Below are 20302 nucleotides of genomic sequence, written 5' to 3' on the forward strand. Positions count from 1 at the left end.
CGCCGCCCAGAATAAGGACACACTCGTGGCGAAGATCCAGGATTCCGCAGACCTCAGCAACTACTCGACCGAGACGCCGGTCGACCAGGAGGCCGTCGCCGCCGAGCGCCCCGTGCTCTCGGTCCCCGGCGCCGCCGTCGGTCGCCGCAAGCAGGCGATCGCGCGCGTGCGCCTCGTCCCCGGCTCCGGCACCATCACCATCAACGGCCGCACGTTCGAGGACTACTTCCCGAACAAGCTGCACCAGCAGCTCGTGACCGACCCCTTCACCGTTCTCAACCTCTCCGGTGCGTACGACGTGATCGCCCGCATCTCGGGCGGCGGCCCCTCGGGCCAGGCCGGCGCGCTGCGCCTCGGCATCGCCCGTGCCCTCAACGAGATCGACGCGGAGAACAACCGCCCGACGCTCAAGAAGGCGGGCTTCCTCTCGCGCGACGCTCGCGTCAAGGAGCGCAAGAAGGCCGGTCTCAAGAAGGCCCGCAAGGCGCCTCAGTACTCGAAGCGCTAAAGCGAGGCGCATCCGATGCCGCTTTTCGGCACGGACGGCGTGCGGGGGCTGGCCAACGGCCCCCTCACCGCCGACCTCGCTCTCACCCTGGCCCAGGCGACTGCCGTCGTCCTGGGCCAGGGCCGTACCGCCGAGGCGCGCCGCGCCGCGGGCAAGCGGCTCACCGCCGTCGTCGCCCGTGACCCGCGCGTCTCCGGCGAGTTCCTCGCCGCGGCGGTCGCCGCAGGCCTCGCCTCGTCGGGCGTCGACGTGCTCGAAGCGGGCGTGCTTCCCACGCCCGCGGCCGCGTTCCTCATCGGAGACATGGATGCCGACTTCGGCGTCATGGTGTCGGCATCCCACAATCCGGCTCCCGACAACGGCATCAAGATCTTCGCTCGCGGGGGCGTGAAGCTGCCCGACATCGTCGAGCAGCGCATCGAGCAGGCGATGACCGGCCCCAAGCTCCAGCCCACGGGCGCCGGAGTCGGCCGCATCCGACGCTTCGCCGACGCGGAGGACCGCTACGTCGTGCACCTCCTCGCGTCGCTGCCGCACTCGCTCGACGGCATCCACGTCGTGCTCGACTGCGCCCACGGCGCCGCCGCCGGCGTCTCGCCCGAGACGTTCCGCGATGCCGGCGCCCGCGTCACCGTCATCGGCGCAGACCCCGACGGCCTCAACATCAACGACGGCGTCGGATCGACGCACCTCGACCTGCTGGCCAAGAAGGTCGTCGAAGTGGGAGCCGACCTCGGCATCGCCCACGACGGCGACGCGGACCGCTGCCTCGCGGTCGATGCGGAGGGCCGCGTCGTCGACGGCGATCAGATCATGGCGATCCTCGCGGTCTCGATGAAGGAGCGCGGTCACCTCGTGGACGACACGCTCGTCGCGACCGTCATGAGCAACCTCGGCCTCCACCGCGCGATGGCGCGCCACGGCATCCGCGTCGAGCAGACCGCTGTCGGCGACCGGTACGTGCTCGAGCGCATGAATGAGGGCGGCTTCGCGCTCGGCGGCGAGCAGTCCGGGCACGTCATCATGAGCGAGTACGCGACGACCGGCGACGGGCTCCTTACGGGCCTGCACCTCGTGGCCGAGATGGCTCGCAAGCGCGCGTCGCTCGCGGAGCTCGCCTCCGTCATGACGGTGTACCCGCAGGTGCTCGTGAACGTCCGCGACGTCGACCGCTCGCGCGCCTCGAGCGATGAGGGGGTCGCGGATGCCGTGGCCGCCGTCTCCGCCGAGCTCGGCGACTCCGGTCGCGTGCTGCTCCGCGCGAGCGGCACCGAGCAGCTCGTCCGGGTGATGGTCGAGGCGTCCGACGAGGACGCCGCGCAGGACGCGGCCGGCCGGCTGGCGGCCGTCGTGCGCGAGCGCCTCTCGCTCTGACACGAGCCGTGCGCGGCTCGCATGAGAGCCCCGCTGGCTGAGAGTCCCCTTCAAATGAGAGCCGTCTCATTGTCGAATGCAGGTCGGGATTCGTAGGCTTGAGGTGTTCGGTGCTGAGCGAGGGTCAGCACCCGAACTGCGGCCCTCGATCGCACGATCGGCGAGGGCCTTTCTCGTTCTCGCCGTCGAATGAGTCCGGCGCACCCGCGCCGGCCCACGCCGTGCGGCGCCCGCGAAGGGCGCTCATCGTCGTGCCCTCGCGACAACTGAGGACGACCTCGTGAACCACCACCGACGCGCTCGCCGCGCGATCACCGCTTCTGCCGCTGCGGCGGCCATCCTCGGGGCGGCGTTCGCCGTCGCACCGGCTGCCATGGCCGGCGCCGCGGAGGACACCTCCGCTCCGTGCCTCGCCAACCCGATGGCGGCCGCGACCCCGATCGGATCGGCCTCGGGCTACACGATCTTCGTGACGGGCGACGCGATCCTCGCGAACAGCGAGCTCGAGGGAAGCCTCGCCGTCGGCGGCACCGCGACCTTCGGCGATCCGCGCGGGCTCGCCTCAAACCAGTACCCCCTCTACCACGGCGGCATCGGCGGCAACGCCGACTACACCCCGCCGACGATCGATGGCGAGTACAACCGGCTGCTCATCAACCGCTTCGGAGTGAACCCGGACGCGACCAAGGTCGTGCAGATCAAGGCCCCGTCGGGCGGTGCGCCCGTCGCAGGAGCCAAGATCGTCGACCGCGCGACGCCCGCCGGCTACACCTTCGGCCCGCAGTTCGGGGGAGCCGGAACGACGTACTTCCCGGCGGCCGGCACCAACATGAGCGCCCAGATCGAGTCCGAGGTGCAGGCCTGGAACGGCGGTGCAGGAGCCGCGACGTTCGCGACCGCCCAGGCGTCCTTCTCGTCCTACTTCCCCGCCGACGAGGGCTCCGACCTCCTCGCGCAGACCGGCATCTGGCGCACCCCGACGATCATCCCCGGGGGCGACACGACCGTGACCCTCGACCCTTCCGGACCGAACCGCGTGCCCCTCTCGGCGATCTCGGGTGCGCCCAAGTTCCGCCTGGACGGCTACAGCACCACCTCGCCGCTCATCGTGAAGGTCGCACCGTCCGACGTCGTGAACGGCGTCCTCACGCTGCCGTCCGAGGTGAACGCGGGCAAGAACGCACCCGGCAACGCGGCGCTGAGCTACATCCTCTGGGACCTCAGCGACCTGACCGGCGACGTCACCATCACGTCCTACAACGAGCCCGTGCGCGGTTCGATCTACGCCCCCGACGCCCACGTCGTCTTCCCGACCGAGGCCCAGGGCGGCCGTGAGTTCGAGGGCCAGCTCATCGCCGGCGACCTGACGGTCCTCAGCAACGGCAAGGAGCTGCACACGAACCTCTTCAAGGGCGAGCTGCCGTGCGCCTCCGACTCGACCACCGACCCCGGGACCGGAGAGCCGGGCACGACGGGACCGACCGACCCCGGCACGACCGAGCCGGGCGAGCCCGGGACGACGGATCCGGGTACGACCGAGCCGGGCGAGCCGGGTACGACGGAGCCGGGCGAGCCCGGTACGACGGAGCCGGGCGAGCCGGGTACGACGGAGCCGGGTACGACCGAGCCAGGCGAGCCGGGTACGACCGAGCCGGGCACGACGGAGCCGGGCGAGCCGGGCACGACCGAGGAGCCGGTGACGGACGACACGACGACACAGCCGACCGCCGAGCAGCCCGCGGCGACGTCCTCCGACAGCCTTGCGATCACGGGCGGCGGTCTGCCCTGGATCGCGGGCGGCACAGCGGCCGCGCTCGCCGCCGCAGGAGGCATCCTGCTCCTGGTGAGCCGCCGCAAGCGGTCCGCCTGACGCTGACGCACACCGCGAGGCGTGACTCCCGATGGGGGTTACGCCTCGCGGCGCTTCACCCGGTGGTCTGGATGCGGAGCGCGTCGAGGAGGATGTTGCGGCCGCCGGATGCTGCGGCCTTGGTGCCCGTGCGGGTGACGGTGAGGGTGTGCTGCCCGGCGACGAGCGGCCCGCTGTCGAAGACCGTCCGCTGGTAGACGGTCGTCGCGCTGTAGCCGTCGAACCGTCCGACGAGGATCCCGTCGAGGTGCACTTCCGAGATGCCGCTCGTCGATGTGAGACGGCTGACCACCTCGATGCGGGCGCCGGTGAACGTGAGTGAGAACGTCGCGCCCGAGGCCGAGTTGTAGCTGACCGACCCGCCGTGGTCCCCGGCCGCGGAGGTGGTCTTCCAGTCGGCGCTGTACGCGATGCGTGGGTCGGTGTTCTCGATCCACTGGACGGTCGGTGTCGGTGTCGGTGTCGGTGTCGGTGTCGGTGTGGGCGTCGGTGTCGGTGTGGGCGTCGGTGTCGGTGTGGGCGTCGGTGTCGGTGTCGGTGTCGGTGTCGGTGTCGGTGTCGGTGTCGGAGTGGGCGTCGGGGTGGGAGTGGGCGTCGGAGTCGGGGTGGGCGTCGGGACGGATGCGGACGCGGGCACCAGCGCCTGGATGCGGAGGGCGTCGAGGAGGATGTTGCGTCCGCCGGATGCTGCGGCCTTGGTGCCCGTGCGGGTGACGGTGAGGGTGTGCTGTCCGGCGACGAGCGGCCCGCTGTCGAAGACGGTCCGCTGGTAGACGGTCGTCGCGCTGTAGCCGTCGAACCGGCCGACGAGGACGCCGTCGACGTGGACCTCGGAGATGCCGCTCGTCGACGTGAGGCGGGCCAGGACCTCCACTCTCGTTCCCGTGAACGTGACGGCGAACGCCGCACCCGAGGTGGAGCTGTAGCTGACGGATCCGCCGTGGTCCTGCGACGCAGACGTCGTCTTCCAGTCGGCGCTGTACGCGACGAGCGGGTCCATGTTCTCGACCCAGAGCGTCGTCGGAACGAGCGTCGGTGTCGGCGGCGGTGTCGGGGTCGGGGTCGGGGTCGGGGTCGGGGTCGGTGTCGGTGTGGGTGTGGGTGTCGGATCCGTAACCTGATCCGCCGGCGTCTGGTCGGGCGACGGCGTGGACGTTGGCGCTGGGGTCGGCGTCGGTGTCGGCTCGGGAGTCTGTGTCGGTTCCGGCGTCGGAGAGGGTGTCGCCTCCGGCGTCGGCGTGGACGCGGGCGTCGGCTCCGGCGTCGGCAAGGGTGTCGGGGTCGGCGTCGGCTCCGCCGCCCCGGTCGGCGTCGGCGCCGGCGTCGGCTCGCCCGTTGGCGTCGGCGTCGGCACATCCGTCGAGGTCGGCTCGACCGTCGGAGTCGGCGCGACGGTACTCGCCGCAGGAGCGCTCGCCCCCGTTCCGAACCATCCCGCCCGCTGCACCGCGCCCCACGCCGCCGCCGCGATCTTCGCCTGCCCCGAGATCGAGGGATGGAATCGGTCGCTCGTCGACACATCCCCGGTCGTCGCCGCGATCGAGTGCACAGCCCCGCCGTCGTACAGGCAGTTCGGGATCGCCGCGCACAGCTCGGACAGGGCGTCGTTCATCGCCACCAGGATCGACTCGACGGACGCTCGCCGTTCCGTCGCAGACACGGACAGATCGTCCGCGCTCCCCAGCATGAGCGAGCACGACCCCTGGCGGTTCCACTGGTCGACGAAGGCCGCGTTCACGTGGCCGATCTCCCACAGCTCGAGCAGGCTGGGGATCGAGGCGACGAGGATCCGGGCCTGCGGCAGTCCCGTGCTCAGCTTCTGCAGCGCGGCGCCGTACTCGCTGCGGAACTGCTCGAGCGACGGGATGTCGCCGATCGCCTTCGCTCCGCAGATGTTGTTCGATCCCGAGAGGATCATCACGTAGTCGGCGCCGCGAGCCACGGCCTGCGTCGCCTGCCGGGCCAGGTCCGACGTGGTCGTTCCGCCGACCGCCAGGTTGTACGCCGTGATCGGCACGCCCGTCTGACCCTGAAGGCGCAGGAGATGCGATTGCACATGGGCAGAGGTGCCCGTCGACCAGCTGTACGCCGGGCGATCCCCCGAGACCCCGTCCGCACGAGCGGCCCGCGTGATCGAGTCGCCGAGGGCGGCCATCACGTCGGGCTGATCTTCGGCGTGCGCCGTCGTGGAGGCTATCGGCAGCCCGAGGAGCCCGATCACGAGGGCGACGGCGGCGACGATGGAGGTGCGGCGGGCGCGACGATCGAGGGGCGAGGGCGAGGAGGGCATGCTGGCTCCAGCGGTGAAACGGTCTCGGCAGTGAGCGTGGTTCACCTGCGCAGTGGTGCGTTCGCAGTTCCGCCGAGCATGGCACTCCGTCCCGTGGACGCGCAAGCCGCACGCGAGCGCCATCGGGACGGGAGGCGTGCATCCCCGAGATCCACGCCTCCCTGTGCCCGTCGAGCCCGGTGGGTCATTCGACGACGAAGGCATCCAGGATCAGGTTGCGGCCGCCGGAGTCGGGAGACTTGGTCCCCGTCCTCACGACTGTCACCGTGTGCGTTCCCGCCACGAGCCGCGCGCTCGTGAACACCGTCTTCTCGAACTCGGCCGTCTCGGCGTAGGAGTCGAACCTGCCCACCACCTCGCCGTCGATCGACACCTCGGCGATACCGCTCGTGGGGGTCTTTCGCGTCACGATCGAGACCTGTGTGCCCCTGAACGTCAGCGAGTACGCCGCGCCGCTGGCGGAGTTGTAGCTGATCGATCCGTCGTGATCCCGGGAGCTGGATGTCGTCTTCCACGTGCCTGCGTACCGTACGCGGTCGTCGGTGTTCTCGATCCATTCGAGCTGGGCGGGCGCGTCGTCGCTCGGGGCTGGCGCGCCGAGGACCGGGGGGATGCCGCCGGGCCCGAACAGCCCGTGTGACTCGACCGCGCCCCAGGTGGCGGCGGCGAGGCGAGCCTGACCCGAGATCGACGGGTGGAAGTAGTCATAGGGCGACAGATCGGCGAGCGAGGGGCGATTCGCATATACCGCGCCGTCGTCGTAGGTGCACTGCGCGACCGCACGGCACGCGTCGGCGAGCGCCTTGTTCATCTCGACGACCTTCGCCTCAACCGCGGCGCGGCGCGCGACCGCCTCGGGAGTCTGTGACAGGGGATCCGCGAGCAGCACGGGGCAGCGTCCGAAATACGCCCACGCTGCGAGAGCGCGCGGGGAATCCTTGCCCGCGTCGTAGACCGCGAGAAGGCTGGGCACGGATGCGAGCAGGATGCGCACGCTCGGGCGCCCCGCTGCCAGCACGCGCAGCGCTGCGCCGACCTCGCTTCCGAAGACGGCCGCGTCGGGGAGCGAATCGACGGTCGGGGAGAGGCAGATGTTGTTGGAGCCCGAGAGGATTGTGACGTAGTCGGCTCGGAGTTCGACCGCGCTGCGCGCCTGCGCCGCGAGAGCGGCCGATGTCGTACCGCCCTCCGCCAGGTTGTAGGCCGTCGCCGGCGTCCCACGCAGGGCGTCGATGCGCAGCAGGTGCGACTGCACGTCGGGAGATGTGCCCGTCGACCAGCTGTTGATGCCGGTGCCCACGCCGGCGCCCTCGGTGAGCGGGGCGCGGGTGATCGAATCGCCCAGGGCGGCGACGACGGAGGGGAGGGCCGGCTCCCCGGCGACGGCGGCCGGGCCGGTCAGGGTGGAGAGAAACAGGGCGGCGAGGGCCGCGACGGACGTGGCGAGGATGGTCGTGCGGGCGCGCGGAAGCGCCCTGGGGGACTGCGGCATTCGGCTCCTAGCGAGGGGATTTCCAGTGGGGATCCGACGCCGTTGTCGCCGCTGCGCCTGTGGCTCCGCAGCCTGGGGCGAGCCTGGCAGTCCGAAAGTCGGGCGCGCAAGCCGAATCGCAAACATCATTCGCGATTTAACCAGGACGTGACAATTCGTCCCCCGATCGGGGGACAGCAGTCAGCGCACGCGTCCGCCGAAAGGCGGACAGCGTGTCAGCGGAGCGCGAGGGATGCCGCGGCCCGCCGCGCGATCGCTTCGCAGCGGAGCGTGAACACGGCGTAGACGACGAGTGCGCCGGCCACGAGCACGAGGAATGCCACCGTCATCGGCCGGTCCCACAGGAGATCGTCACGGCGTGCGATCACCGAGACGGCGATTGCGACGAGGCTCAGGAGCTGCGCCTGGAACAGCGTGCGGAACGCGCTCCAGCGGTCGTCCCACAGAAGACCGGCGTTCACCACGCCGGTGAGGCTCAGCACGGCGCCCGTCACCTGTGCCGTCAGGGGCGTGAGCGGCCAGGCCCAGAACGACATCGCGAACCCGGGAGCGACGAAGACGATCGCCCCGAAGACGAAGGCGGCCCCGCCGATCGCAGCCAGCCCGTATCGCCATCGACCGGGGATGGCGGCATCCACGGAATCCGGAGTCCGCGGGTCGCGCGGATTCTGCGCGACGGCGAGGATCGCGACGGCGAACGGCGTCGTCAGGTAGAGCGCCATCCAGACGACGAACGAGAGGTTCTGCGAGAAGCGGTCGAGATGCAGCAGCGTCGCGACGAGGAGCGCACCCGCGAAGACGACGACGGCCGGAAAGCCGTGCTTCACGTGATGCCACCGCCGCGCCCGCGCGACGCCGACGAAGAACCGGATCCCGCCCACATAGGCCGACGCGAGGAGGAACGCGGACAGCGGCACCGCGATCGGCCAGGCGAAGAGCTCCCCGGTGCGATCCGGGAACCCGAACAGGAGCGCCGCCGCGACGACGAGGAACGGCACGATGGCGATCGCCACCCACCGCGTCGCGGGAAGCACGCGGTTGTCGGCGTGCCGATCACTCACGGATGTACTCCAGCGCCTGTGTGACGGTGAGCGTCGAGCCTTCGGCGACGGCTCGGTCGAGCTCATCGCCGAGACCCGCGTCGCGCATCGCCTTCAGGGGAACCATGTAGAACTCGAACGCGCCCGGATTGAGGAAACCCTTGCGCCGTCGCGCCGTCTGCGCCGCGCCCAGGAGAATGCCGGCCCGCCGGACGTCCTTCGCCGCGGCCGCCAGGGCGACGAAGGATTCCAACCCGTAGGCGAGGCTCTCGTCGTGCCTCAGCGAAAGGGAGATGTCCAAGCCGTCGGCGAAGTCCTGCCGGGCGCCGACGACATCGCCCGCCAGGAAGCGCGACCATCCGCGGTGGTTGATCGCGATGACGATGGCGAGTCGCTCGCCCTGCTCGGAGGCGAGCGTCAGACCGCCGTCGAACCGGCCCCGCGCCGACCCGAGGTCGCCCTGCAGCAGGTCGATGCGCCCGATCATGACGAGTGCCATCGACTGGCCCCACTTGTCGGAGATCGAGAGGAACTCGTCGAAGCTCAGCTCGAGCTCCGACCGTGCCCGGGAGAAGTCGGCTCCGCCCGCCGCGGTGAGCAGCGCCAGGCTCAGCGAGACCCGCGAGAGCGCGCCGCCGAACGAGTCGCCGGCCTCGATGAAGAGGTCGCGGCTGCGCGCCATCCCCGGCGCTGTGTCGAAGTCGGGGTCCTGCCAGTAGCGGATCGCGTTCGTGTAGTACTCGGCGACGGCGCGGGTCTGCACCGCGAGCGGCCGCCGCTCCCGCTCCGCGAGGGCGAGCAGCTCGGTCGCCCACGCGTACACGACCCCGAGGTAGCCACCGATCCACAGATAGAGGTACAGAGACCAGAGGTAGGAGGCGGTCGCATCGAGTTCGCGACGATCGAGCATCGCCCGCGCCACGCCCGCGAGGTTCTCCGTCTCGAGGTCGAGACGCTCGAGCCACTCGCCCTGACCGTGCCCGCGGATGGCGGTCGCGGCATCCGTCGCCAGAGATCGGTAGTGCTCGATCCACGCCCGCACCGCCGACTCGGCCTGGTCGGGAGCCATCGACTCGTGGGCGTAGGCGCGCACGAGCGAGAGCAGCCGGAAGACCGTCGTGCCCCGGCGATCGGCCGATCCGACGAGGCTCGCGTCGACGAGCGCCTCGAGCACCGCGAGGGGATCGGGCGTCCCCGAGGCGAGGAGCACGGCTTCGGCGGACGCGAGGGTGAAGCTGCCCGTGAACGCCGACAGCATCTGCAGGCCGGCGCGGCTGTCGTCGTCGAGCAGCTGAAAGCTCCACTCCATCGTGCTGCGCAGCGCGCGCTGCCGCTCCGGGAGGTCGCGGGCGCCGCCGACGAGCAGCGTGAGCGCCGAATCCAGGCGTTCGAGGATCTCCTCGACCGACAGGGACCGCACGCGGGCGGCGGCGAGCTCGATGGCGAGGGGCACGCCGTCGACGGCACGGCAGATCGCGGCGACCGCGTCCGCGTTCTCCGGACTCACCCGGAATCCCGGACGCACCGCTGCCGCGCGCTGCTCGAAGAGGGTGACGGCGGATGCCTCGTGATCGGCGCTCGCCGTGTCGTCCTCGCCCGGCACGGCGAGGGGTCCCACTTCGTACACGCGCTCGGCCCGCACGCGCAGCGGGGAGCGACTCGTGACGAGGAGCTGCAGGCCGGACGCCTGCGTGAGAAGCCGGACGAGCAGGTCGGCGGCGGGAAGGACGTGCTCCATGTTGTCGACGACGAGCAGGAGCTCCCGGTCGCCGAGGGCGGTCACGACGCGGTCTTCGAGCGAGCCCTCGCCCCCGGCATCCTTCACCCCCAGGGCTCGCGCGATGGCGACGATGACACGATCCGGCAGGGGCACGGCCTCGAGCAGCGCGAAGGCGACATCGCGTCCCCGCTCGGCGACGGCGTCCGCGATCTCGATCGCGAGACGCGACTTGCCGATCCCTCCGGGGCCGACGAGCGAGACGAGCCGGACGCCATCCTGACCGAGCAGCGCGAGCACGTCGCCCTTCTCGCGTTCGCGGCCCACGATCGCCGAGTAGGGAGCCGGGATGTCGGGGGGATCCACCGCGTCGGAGGGGGAGGATGCGTCGGCCCGCGAGGCGTCGAACCGCTCCGCGAGCAGCGTCGCGAGGTCGGCCTGCACGAGCTGCGCGAGCTCCTCGGCATCCCGGAACGATTTGTAGGAGCTGCGGTCGTCGCTGCGGATGCGATCGAGCAGCGTCGTGAGCCGCTCCTCCCGCTCGGGCGCGGGCTCTTTGATGTACATGAGGTGGGGAAGGGGGCCTGAGAGCGCGTACTCGTCCTCGAGGCCCGAGATCTCCTCGCCGGGCGCGACCCAGCCGTAGCGCTCGGCGTAGATGCCGACGAACACGTCGCTCTGGGCGAGGTAGGAGCGGTAGAGGTCGCGCGGCGGGTGCGGACGGGCGCCCAGCTCGAACATGACCGGCGCGAACTGCATCGCCTCGATCGCGGCGCGCACCGCACGGCGCTCCGGCTCGAGCTCTTTCAGAGTGGAGCTGACGAAGACACGGAGACGCTGGTCGGGGGTGCGGATCGCCGCGGGCCGCGAGCCCATAGCGGAATCATGAGGCACGCGCGGCGCCCGCGTCCACTATCGCGGGCTCACCCCCAGGACATCGCCTCGATATAGCGCAACAGCACGCCCTCGCGGAGCGCCCAGGGGCTCACCTCGAGCTCGTCGACCTTCAGCATCGACATGGCGGTGTGCAGCACGACGGCGCCCGCGACGATCTGGAAGGTCCGGTCCGGTGTGATGCCCGGCAGCTCCTGTCGCGCCGAGGCGGGGATGCGCGCGAGCCGCGGGATCCACGAGCCGAGGGCGGCACGGGGGAGCAGCATCCCCTCGATCCCCGACGATCCGGGCACCGGGTACCCCGCGAGCTTCGCAAGCGACCGGATGGCCTTCGACGACCCGACGACGTGATCGGGGCGAGGCTCCTCGAGGAACCGCTCGGCGATCGGCGCGAGCGTCTTGCGTGCGTGGTCGCGGAGCACCTCGATCGCGTCCTCGCCCGGCGGGTCGTCCGGCAGGAACTGCACCGTCATGCGCCCCGCGCCGAGGGGCACGGATGCCGCGACGTCCGGCAGCTCGTCGGCGCCCGAGGCCAGCTCGAGCGAACCGCCGCCGATGTCGAAGAGGAGGATCTGGCCCGCCGCCCAGCCGAACCAGCGGCGGACGGCGAGGAAGGTGAAGCGGGCTTCCGACTCGCCGCCGAGCACCTGCAGCTCCTGGCCCAGGGCCTCCTCGATGCGGGCGATGACGTCCTCGCCGTTCGTCGCGTCGCGCACCGCCGAGGTCGCCGTCGCGAGCAGCTCGTCGACCTTCTCGTCGGCGGCGACCTTGCGCGCTTCGGACACGGCGGACACGAGGGCCTCGACGCCTTCCTCGGTGATCGAGCCGTCCGCCGCGAGGTAGCGCATGAGGCGCAGGACCGTCCGCTGGCTCGTGGTCGCGAGTGGCCGGCCGCCGGGATGGGCGTCGGCGACGAGCAGGTGGACGGTGTTCGAGCCGATGTCGAGGACTCCCAGGCGCACGCGTCGAGGTTACAGGTCCGACGCGTCGGCGCACGGCGTGAGCCAGGCCTTCACGAGCGACAGCGACTGGTAGGCGTACTGGTAGATCCAGTCGCCCAGGCTCAGATGCTGGTCCACCGCCACGACGGTCGCGTCGCCCCCATAGCACTTCTCGAGGATGTAGCGCGTGCGCAGCACGTGCGGGGTGAAGGTCAGGATGACCGTGCGGTGCACGTCGTGCTCCGCGGCGTACTCGGTGAGGAAGGCGATCTCGCCCTTCGTCGTGAAGGGCTCGGGATGCTCGCAGTCCACCGCCGGCTCGCGGCAGACGGGAAGCCGCTCCGCGGACCACCCGCCGTGGGTCGGCACGGAGAAGAGGGATCGGTCGGCGACGCCCTCGGCACGCAGCTCGCGCTCGAGCTGAACCCGGTACTTCTGCGGAGGGCCGATGACGTAGATGAGATCGGCCTTGCCGACCGTGCCGGCGGGCGGGAAGACGTAGAGCGGAAGCCCGGCGAGAGTGACGGCGGCGACCAGGACCAGAAGCACGCCCGCCGTGATGGCGGCCGCCTTGGGGGTCAACCAGCGCATATCCCGCCCTCCCTCTCGCTGTCGAGAGCGACGGTGCCCCGCGTCCGTGCGAGTGTATCGCCGATACGATGGGCGCGATGTCCGCCGAAGCTGCGATCCCCGACGACCAGGCCGCCGCCGACGATCCCGACGTCTCGGACGCCGCCGCTCGCCTGAGCCCGCAGCTCTACCGCGAGATCGGCCGCGACGAGTGGTCCAGGCTCGCCGCCGGCATGACGCAGCCCCTCTCCGAGACGGAGGTCGTGCAGCTCCGTGGTCTGGGCGACCGCCTGGACCTCACCGAGGTGCGGGAGGTGTACCTCCCGCTCAGCCGACTCCTCAGCCTGTACGCCGCCGCCACGAAGCGGCTCGGCGCCGACACGTCGGGCTTCCTGCAGGAGCCCGACACGACGACCCCCTTCGTCGTGGGCGTCGCGGGATCGGTCGCCGTCGGCAAGTCGACGATCGCGCGCCTCCTCCGCGAGCTCGTGAGCCGCTGGCCCGACACCCCGCGCGTCGAACTCGTCACGACCGACGGCTTCCTCTACCCGAACGCCGAGCTCGAACGCCGCGGCCTGATGGCGCGCAAGGGCTTCCCGGAGTCGTACGACCGCCGCGCGCTCGTGAACTTCCTCACCGAGGTCAAGAGCGGCGCGGCCGAGGCGCAGGCCCCCTTCTACTCGCACCTGCGCTACGACATCGTCCCCGACGCGAAGGTGACGGTCCGCCGGCCGGACGTCGTCATCGTCGAGGGCCTCAACGTGCTGCAGCCGCCGCCCAACCCCAACGACGTCGCGGTGAGCGACCTCTTCGATTTCAGCATCTACGTGGATGCCGCGACCGAGCACATCACGCAGTGGTACGTCGACCGGTTCCTGGCGCTGCGCCGTGCCGCGTTCGCGAACCCGAGCTCCTACTTCAACGTCTTCGCGCATCTCACCGACGACGAGGCCGTGTCGATGGCGCTCGGGTACTGGAACGACATCAACCTGCCCAACCTCATCGAGAACGTCGCACCGACGCGCCACCGCGCGTCGCTCGTCCTCCACAAGTCGGCGAATCACGCCGTCGAGCGGGTCCTCCTCCGGAAGCTCTGAGCGGCACACGGGGCCGGGGACGCGGCATCCCTCCCGGTTTGTTCAGGCGTCTCACGAAACCCCCCGTCTAAAATCGGGGGCATGTGTGGAATCGTCGGATACGTAGGGCCCCGTGACAGCCAGGCCATCCTCCTCGCCGGTCTGTCGCGCCTCGAGTACCGGGGATACGACTCCGCGGGCATCGCCGTGATCGACGGCGAGGGCGGCCTCGGCATGCGCAAGAAGGCCGGAAAGCTCGGCGTCCTCCGCGACGACCTGAAGCACCACCCGCTGCCCGACGGCTCGACCGGAATCGGCCACACGCGCTGGGCGACGCACGGCGGACCGACCGACGCGAACGCGCACCCCCACCTCGCCGACCACGACGAGCTCGCGCTCATCCACAACGGCATCATCGAGAACTTCTCCGAGATCAAGGACGACCTGCTCGCGGAGGGCTACTCGTTCCGCAGCGAGACCGACACCGAGGCCGCCGCGATCCTGCTCGGCCACGAGTACCGCCGCAACGGCGGTGACCTCGTCGAGGCGTTCCGCTCGACCGTCGCCCGCCTCGAGGGCGCCTTCACCCTTCTCGCGATGCACGAGGAGCACCCCGGACTCGTCGTCGGCGCGCGCCGCAACTCGCCGCTCGTGATCGGGCTCGGCGACGGCGAGAACTTCCTCGCCTCCGACGTCGCTGCGTTCGTCGAGCACACGCGTCACGCCCTCGCGATCGGCCAGGACGAGATCGTCGCGATCACGCCCGCGGGCGTTGAGGTGACCGACTTCTCCGGCGGCCCCGTCGAGGTCGAGCCCTTCGAGGTGCTGTGGGATGCCGCGGCCGCCGACAAGGGCGGATGGTCGTCGTTCATGGCCAAAGAGGTCTCGGAGGAGCCCGACGCCGTGGCCAACACGCTGCGCGGCCGCATCCGCGAGGGCGTCGTCTCGATCCCCGAGCTCGACGGACTCGACGACCTGTTCTCGGGCATCAACCGCGTCATCGTCATCGCGTGCGGCACGGCGGCGTACGCCGGCATGGTCGGCAAGTACGCGCTCGAGCAGTGGGCCCGCGTGCCCGTGGACGTCGAGCTCGCCCACGAGTTCCGGTACCGCGACCCCGTGATCGGACCCGACACGCTCGTCGTCTCGATCAGCCAGTCGGGCGAGACGATGGACACGCTCATGGCGGTCAAGTACGCCCGCGAGGCCGGTGCCCGCACCGTCTCGATCTGCAACACGCAGGGAGCGACGATCCCGCGCGAGTCCGACGCCATCGTCTACACGCACGCCGGCCCCGAGGTCGCCGTCGCGTCGACGAAGGCGTTCGTGGCCCAGATCACGGCGCTGTACCTGCTGGCGCTGCACATCGGCAGCGTCCGCGGGTCGCTCACGCCGACCGAGGTCGCGCAGCACGTGCTCGAGCTCGAAGGCGTGCCGGAGAAGATCCAGCGGATCCTCGACCGCTCGCAGAAGCACATCGAGGAGTTCGCGGGCTGGATGGCCGACACCCGCTCGGTGCTCTTCCTCGGACGGCACGTCGGCTACCCGATCGCCCTCGAGGGCGCGCTGAAGCTCAAGGAGATCTCGTACATCCACGCCGAGGGCTTCGCCGCCGGTGAGCTCAAGCACGGCCCCATCGCGCTGATCGAGCCGGGCCAGCCGGTCTTCGTCATCGTGCCCTCGCCGCGCGAGTCGCCCGTGCTGCATTCGAAGGTCGTCTCGAACATCCAGGAGATCCGCGCGCGCGGCGCCCGTGTCATCGCGGTCGCCGAAGAGGGCGACGCGGCTGTGCTCCCGTTCGCCGACGAGGTGCTGCACATCCCGCTCGCGGCTCCCCTCATGGAGCCGCTCCTCGCCGTCGTGCCGCTGCACATCTTCGCGATGGGCCTCGCGACCGCGAAGGGCCTCGACGTCGACCAGCCCCGCAATCTGGCGAAGTCCGTCACGGTCGAGTAGCCGGAGGCGTCACCCCGACGGATCGGTCTCGATCACGATGCCGTCGAGGGTGATGTTGCGGCTCGTCGCCGCCGCCGACTTCGTGCCGGTGCGCGTGACGGTGACGGTGTGCTGCCCGTCCGGCAGCACGGAGCTCGTGAAGACGGTCTGCCGGTAGGTCGGCGTCGCGGCGTAGCCGTCGTAGCGCCCGACGACGACGCCGTCGATCGTCACCTCGTTGATCCCGGACGTCGATGTGAGGCGCGTCTCGATGCGCACGCGGGTTCCCGTGAACGTCAGCGAGAACGACGCGAGGGATTCGGAGCTGTAGGAGATGCCGCCGGCGTAGTCCTGCGGCGCCGACGTCGTCTTCCAGAGGCCCTGGTAGCGGATCCGGGCGTCGGCGTCGTCGATCCGCACGAGCGTCGGCGCAGGAGCCTTCGCCAGCACGACCGAGAGAGTGCGCCCGTCGGCGCCGGTGGGATCGAACTCGAGCCTCGTCCCGTCGGCACCCGGCTCGGCCGCCACGAGGCCGTGACCCAGCTCCGGCGTGATGACGGCGCGGTCGAGGGTGACGTCGATGCGTCCCGCGGAGCGCGCCGGGTCGGCGACGGACACGCTCACGGCATCGGCGGACTCCGTGATGGAGAGGATGCCGCTCCCGCGCCACGTCGCCAGGGGCACGCCGTCGGGGGCGAGGGTGTGATCCGTCGTCGCGTCGAACGAGACGGCGCCCGTCGTCGCCGACGACGTGTCGTGCACGGCCACGTGCCCCGCTGATCGATCGAGGATCTGGATGCCGGGACGCTGCGCGTAGGAGGCCGTCTCGGCCGCGGTCGCGCCGGGGAGCAGCACATACTCGTAGCCGGCGCCCGCCGGATTGCGACCGTGCGACGTGACGAGTGTGAGGTACCTCCCCGTCACTGTCGCGCTGCTGCCGGACAGGCTGTTGATGGCCGCCCAGGACCCCGAGCGCGTCTCGTCGAGGGCCGTCACGCTCGTGCGGCGCGGGAAGTAGTAGCCGACCGACTCACCGGGTCCCGTGACGGCGGCCCAGGTCGCGGTGCGGTTCGCCGACGTGTCGCGCGCGATGGAGGCGCCGTCCACGACGAGCGCGGCGTCCGAGGTTCGGGCGAGGCGGTTGTCGATGACCGTCTCGACGCGCGTCGTGGCGCCGTCCCATCCGTACCCGCTCATGCCGGACGAGCGGATGTCGACCCCGACGCACACGATCTCGTCGTCGAACGCGAACCACGTCTTCTTCGCGGTGAGGTTGTTGCGATACGCGTCGTAGCGCATGGCGGCGATCCCCGTCGCCCTGTCGGGCGTGGCGAGCGACCCGGCGAAGGATTCGGGGCTGACGTAGCTCGATCCCTCGGCCGATGCGCGGCGCATCGTGTCTTCCGTTGTTCCCGGCATCCGGTACGGATTGACGGTGGCCCAGTAGCCGCCGTCGAACTGGCCGCCCGTTCCGAGCCGCAGCGAGGTCATCCCGTCGCCTGTGTACCAGCCGCGCAGGTTCTCGCCGTTGATCGACTCGAACCCGCCGATCCGGCTGCTGGACATGCTGACCGAGAAGGCGGCACGGGCGTTCGACGAGACGAACCGGTCCATGCCGTCGAGTGCGACGGCGCCGCCGGCGCCGGGGGTGGCGGGTGCGACCGAGGCGTCGGCGAGAAGGAGACGCGCTCGGACGACATCGGCGCGTGCGCCGATCGCCTCGACGCTCGACGCGGTCCCGTCCGAGCACTCGAGCCACTGCTTCGCGCGGGCGCGGATGACGGCACGCGCCGCCGAGGGTGCGGTGTCGGCGAGGCGGAGCGCCGACGCTTGCGCGATCGCGCCGGCCGAGCCGTCGGTCGAACCGGCTCGCGCGATCTCGCGGCCCCGGACGTCGGCCAGGAGGTCGCCGCACCACATGACGGGGGCGTAGGACGACTCGATGCGGTCGTAGTAGGAGAGGTAGGCGGCATCCGTCCGCTCCCACGGGGATCCGTCCACGAGGAGGTAGAGGCGCGAGACGGTGTCGAGCATCGAGAGGCCGTAGCCGCCCGTGTACGCGAACCGGTCGTGCTGCACGAAGGAGCCGTCGGGGTGGAAGCCGTCGCCCGAGGTCGTGTCGAGGAGGGCGGGCCGCAGCCCGGACATCGCCTCGTCGATCTTCGCCGGCTCCTTCGCGAGCACGCCGCGCAGCGCGACGACCCACGACGACCACGCGAGGTTCGCTCCCGTCCGCGACGGGTGCGGTGTGAACCGCGCGACGGCCGCGAGGTAGCGGGACCGCTGGTCGGCCGTGAGATCGTCGAACAGGAGGCTCGTGAGGTCGTTCACCTCCATCGGGATGCCGATCTCCCAGTACCACCACTCGGCATCCTTCGCCCTCGTGGTGTTGTAGCGGTAGGCGTTCAACCACTCCGCGACCGAGATCGTGTCGGCCAGCAGGTCGGGGTCGTCGCTCAGTGCCGAGCCGGGCGTGCGCACCGCCGTCGCCATCGCGACGACGCGCTGGTAGGCGAACAGCAGGTGGCGGCTGCTCGTCCCGGTCGACAGGTCCGCCCACGGTTCCGTCGACGCGCTCGTCGTGGGACGCAGCGATCGCCACGCGCTCTCGCCGGCGGACGCGACGCGGGCCGTGGCGGCGTCGAGGTCGCCGACGTCGTCCGCTCCGGGCACGACGCCCGCCAGATCGGCGGCGTACCGGGCACGCATGGAGTCGTACACGTCGGCGGCACCCGCGCCGGCCGGGACGCCGACGGCGGTCAGGAGGGCCGCGCCGAGGAGCGCCGCCGTCATGGCGGCGAGCGCGCGGCGCAGCGCGGAACGCAGGGCAGGGTGAGTCACGGTGGCCGACTCTCAGCGGTGGCGCCGGATAACGGAGTGTTTCCGTCATGTTTCCGGCATGTTTCCTTCGGGTGTGAACAGACAGTAGACCCCGCCCCGGGAAGCACGCCACGGAATCGGTGCGATGCATTACTGTTCTGAACCCGCCGGGGCTTTCGGCGATGCGCGATAGGGTGACGGATGCCGCTCCCGCGCCGGTCTCGGAGAGGCGGAGGGGAGACCAGGTGATCGTCGGCATCGGCGTCGACCTCGTCGACATCCCGCGCTTCGAGCGGACGATGGAGCGGACGCCGCGACTGCTCGAGCGGCTCTTCTCGGCGTCGGAGCGCGAGCGTCCGGTGCGCTCCCTCGCAGCGCGCTACGCCGCGAAGGAGGCGCTCATCAAGGCCCTCGGCGGCTCCGACGGACTGCACTGGACCGAGATCGAGGTCGCGTCCGAGGCATCCGGCCGCCCCGTGTTCGTGCTGTGCGGCTCGACCGCCGATGTGGTACGCAGCCGGGGCATCTCGACGCTCCACCTCTCGCTCTCGCACGACGCCGGGATGGCGACCGCCTACGTCGTCGCCGAGTCGGTCGATTCTGCCGGGGTGCTCCCGTGAGCCGCCTCCCCGCCGGCGTGCTGCGGGAGGCGACCATCGACGTCGGCGCGATCACCGCCAACGTGCGGCACCTCCGCCGGCTGACCGGCTCCGAGGTCATCGCGGTGGTCAAGGCCGACGGCTACGGCCACGGCGCCGTCCGCAGCGCCGTCGCGGCGCTCGAGGGCGGTGCGACGCGACTCGGCGTCGCCGACATCGGCGAGGCGCTCGCGCTTCGTCGCGGGGGAGTCATGGCCCCGGTCGTGGCATGGCTGCACGCGCCCGGCGCGAACTTCGGCGAGGCGGCGGGCGTCGGCATCGAGCTCGGCATCTCGAGCTTCGACCAGCTGCTGCAGGCGTCGGCCGCGGCATCCGTCGATCGCCCCGTGGGCGTGCATCTCAAGCTCGAGACCGGCCTCGGCCGCAACGGCATCGCCCCCGAGGACGCGGGGGTGGTCTTCGCCGAGGCGGCGCGCCTCGAGCGCATCGGCAAGCTCCGTGTCGTGGGCCTGTTCAGCCACCTCTCCAACGCGTCGGCCGACGACGATCGCGCCGCGCTCCGCATCTTCCAGGACGCCCTCGGCGTCGCGGCCGCGGCGGGTCTCGCACCCCCTCTGCGGCACATCGCCGCGAGCCACGCGGCGATCGCCCTGCCCGAGTCGCGACTGGGCTGCGTGCGACTCGGTGTGTCGATCTACGGCCTCTCGCCCTTCGACGACCGGGACTCGGGCGATCTCGGGCTGCGCCCCGCGATGACCCTTCGCGCGCCCGTCGCCGCTGTCCGCCGCGTTCCGGCGGGCCACGGTGTCTCGTACGGCTACGACTACCGCACCGAGCGCGAGACGACCCTCGCGCTCGTGCCCCTCGGCTACGCCGACGGCGTTCCGCGCCAGGCATCGGGCGCGGGGCCCGTCTCGATCGGCGGCGCGCGATTCCGCGTCGCCGGGCGCATCGCGATGGACCAGCTCGTCGTCGACGTCGGCGATCACCCGGTGGCGGTCGGCGACGAAGCTGTGCTCTTCGGCGATGCGACGCTCGGGCTGCCGTCGGCCGACGAGTGGGCGGCCGCGGCATCCACCATCAACTACGAGATCGTGACGCGCATCGGGCCCCGCGTGCCGCGCCGGCAGGTGTCGTCGTGAGCGGGAACGCCGAGGCGGGCTCGGGCGTTGAGGC

14 protein-coding genes are annotated in these 20302 nt (G+C 71.2%); 7 read left to right on the forward strand and 7 right to left on the reverse strand.

All coding sequences use genetic code 11. The features are described from left to right. Positions 1-25: 25 nt before the first annotated feature. The 3 genes from rpsI (at position 26) to AAIB33_RS00285 (ending at position 3752) form a co-directional block, all read left to right on the forward strand. Complete coding sequence (gene rpsI, locus AAIB33_RS00275; protein WP_345801571.1) at positions 26-508, forward strand: 30S ribosomal protein S9; 483 nt, start codon at positions 26-28, stop codon at positions 506-508. A 15-nt stretch (positions 509-523) separates the two neighbouring features. After that, complete coding sequence (glmM, locus tag AAIB33_RS00280; protein WP_345801572.1) at positions 524-1882, forward strand: phosphoglucosamine mutase; 1359 nt, start codon at positions 524-526, stop codon at positions 1880-1882. A gap of 280 nt (positions 1883-2162) precedes the next feature. Then, positions 2163-3752, forward strand: coding sequence for a collagen-binding domain-containing protein (locus tag AAIB33_RS00285; protein ID WP_345801573.1), 1590 nt, complete (start codon positions 2163-2165; stop codon positions 3750-3752). Positions 3753-3807: 55 nt separating this feature from the next. On the opposite strand, the gene AAIB33_RS00290 is transcribed toward AAIB33_RS00285, so the two are convergent. From AAIB33_RS00290 to AAIB33_RS00315, 6 genes are all read right to left on the reverse strand, one after another. Further along, positions 3808-6042: a GDSL-type esterase/lipase family protein gene (locus AAIB33_RS00290; protein WP_345801574.1), complete on the reverse strand. Its 2235-nt coding sequence runs from the start codon at positions 6040-6042 to the stop codon at positions 3808-3810. A gap of 184 nt (positions 6043-6226) precedes the next feature. Continuing rightward, positions 6227-7534: a GDSL-type esterase/lipase family protein gene (locus tag AAIB33_RS00295; protein WP_345801575.1), complete on the reverse strand. Its 1308-nt coding sequence runs from the start codon at positions 7532-7534 to the stop codon at positions 6227-6229. A gap of 215 nt (positions 7535-7749) precedes the next feature. Next, positions 7750-8595: a hypothetical protein gene (locus AAIB33_RS00300; RefSeq protein ID WP_345801576.1), complete on the reverse strand. Its 846-nt coding sequence runs from the start codon at positions 8593-8595 to the stop codon at positions 7750-7752. Beyond that, positions 8588-11167: a DUF4062 domain-containing protein gene (locus AAIB33_RS00305; protein ID WP_345801577.1), complete on the reverse strand. Its 2580-nt coding sequence runs from the start codon at positions 11165-11167 to the stop codon at positions 8588-8590. The genes AAIB33_RS00300 and AAIB33_RS00305 overlap by 8 nt, the downstream gene beginning before the upstream one ends. Before the next feature lie 47 nt (positions 11168-11214). Continuing rightward, positions 11215-12147 (reverse strand): Ppx/GppA phosphatase family protein, encoded by a 933-nt coding sequence (locus AAIB33_RS00310; protein ID WP_345801578.1) that lies wholly within the window; start codon positions 12145-12147, stop codon positions 11215-11217. Positions 12148-12156: 9 nt separating this feature from the next. After that, the gene (locus AAIB33_RS00315; RefSeq protein WP_345801579.1) at positions 12157-12717 is read right to left on the reverse strand and encodes a YdcF family protein; all 561 of its coding nucleotides are present in this window, start codon (positions 12715-12717) and stop codon (positions 12157-12159) included. A gap of 77 nt (positions 12718-12794) precedes the next feature. Here AAIB33_RS00315 and coaA point away from each other — a divergent pair, with 77 nt between their 5' ends. Continuing rightward, positions 12795-13793, forward strand: a complete 999-nt coding sequence (gene coaA / locus AAIB33_RS00320) for a type I pantothenate kinase (protein WP_345801580.1) — start codon at positions 12795-12797, stop codon at positions 13791-13793. 81 nt (positions 13794-13874) lie between these two features. Further along, positions 13875-15728 (forward strand): glutamine--fructose-6-phosphate transaminase (isomerizing), encoded by a 1854-nt coding sequence (gene glmS / locus AAIB33_RS00325; RefSeq protein ID WP_345801581.1) that lies wholly within the window; start codon positions 13875-13877, stop codon positions 15726-15728. Between the two features lie 9 nt (positions 15729-15737). Here glmS and AAIB33_RS00330 read toward each other — a convergent pair whose 3' ends face one another. After that, positions 15738-18548, reverse strand: coding sequence for a polysaccharide lyase family 8 super-sandwich domain-containing protein (locus AAIB33_RS00330; RefSeq protein WP_345801582.1), 2811 nt, complete (start codon positions 18546-18548; stop codon positions 15738-15740). 224 nt (positions 18549-18772) lie between these two features. Between AAIB33_RS00330 and AAIB33_RS00335 the strand changes: the two genes are divergently transcribed. Next, entirely contained in the window at positions 18773-19147 is a 375-nt protein-coding gene (locus AAIB33_RS00335; RefSeq protein ID WP_345803473.1) for a holo-ACP synthase, read from the forward strand. Next, positions 19144-20268, forward strand: a complete 1125-nt coding sequence (gene alr / locus AAIB33_RS00340; RefSeq protein WP_345801583.1) for an alanine racemase — start codon at positions 19144-19146, stop codon at positions 20266-20268. Before AAIB33_RS00335 ends, alr begins: the two co-directional genes overlap by 4 nt. Positions 20269-20302 lie beyond the last annotated feature (34 nt).

It is taken from the genome of Microbacterium sp. AZCO (genome assembly GCF_039614715.1).
Classification (GTDB): Bacteria; Actinomycetota; Actinomycetes; order Actinomycetales; family Microbacteriaceae; genus Microbacterium.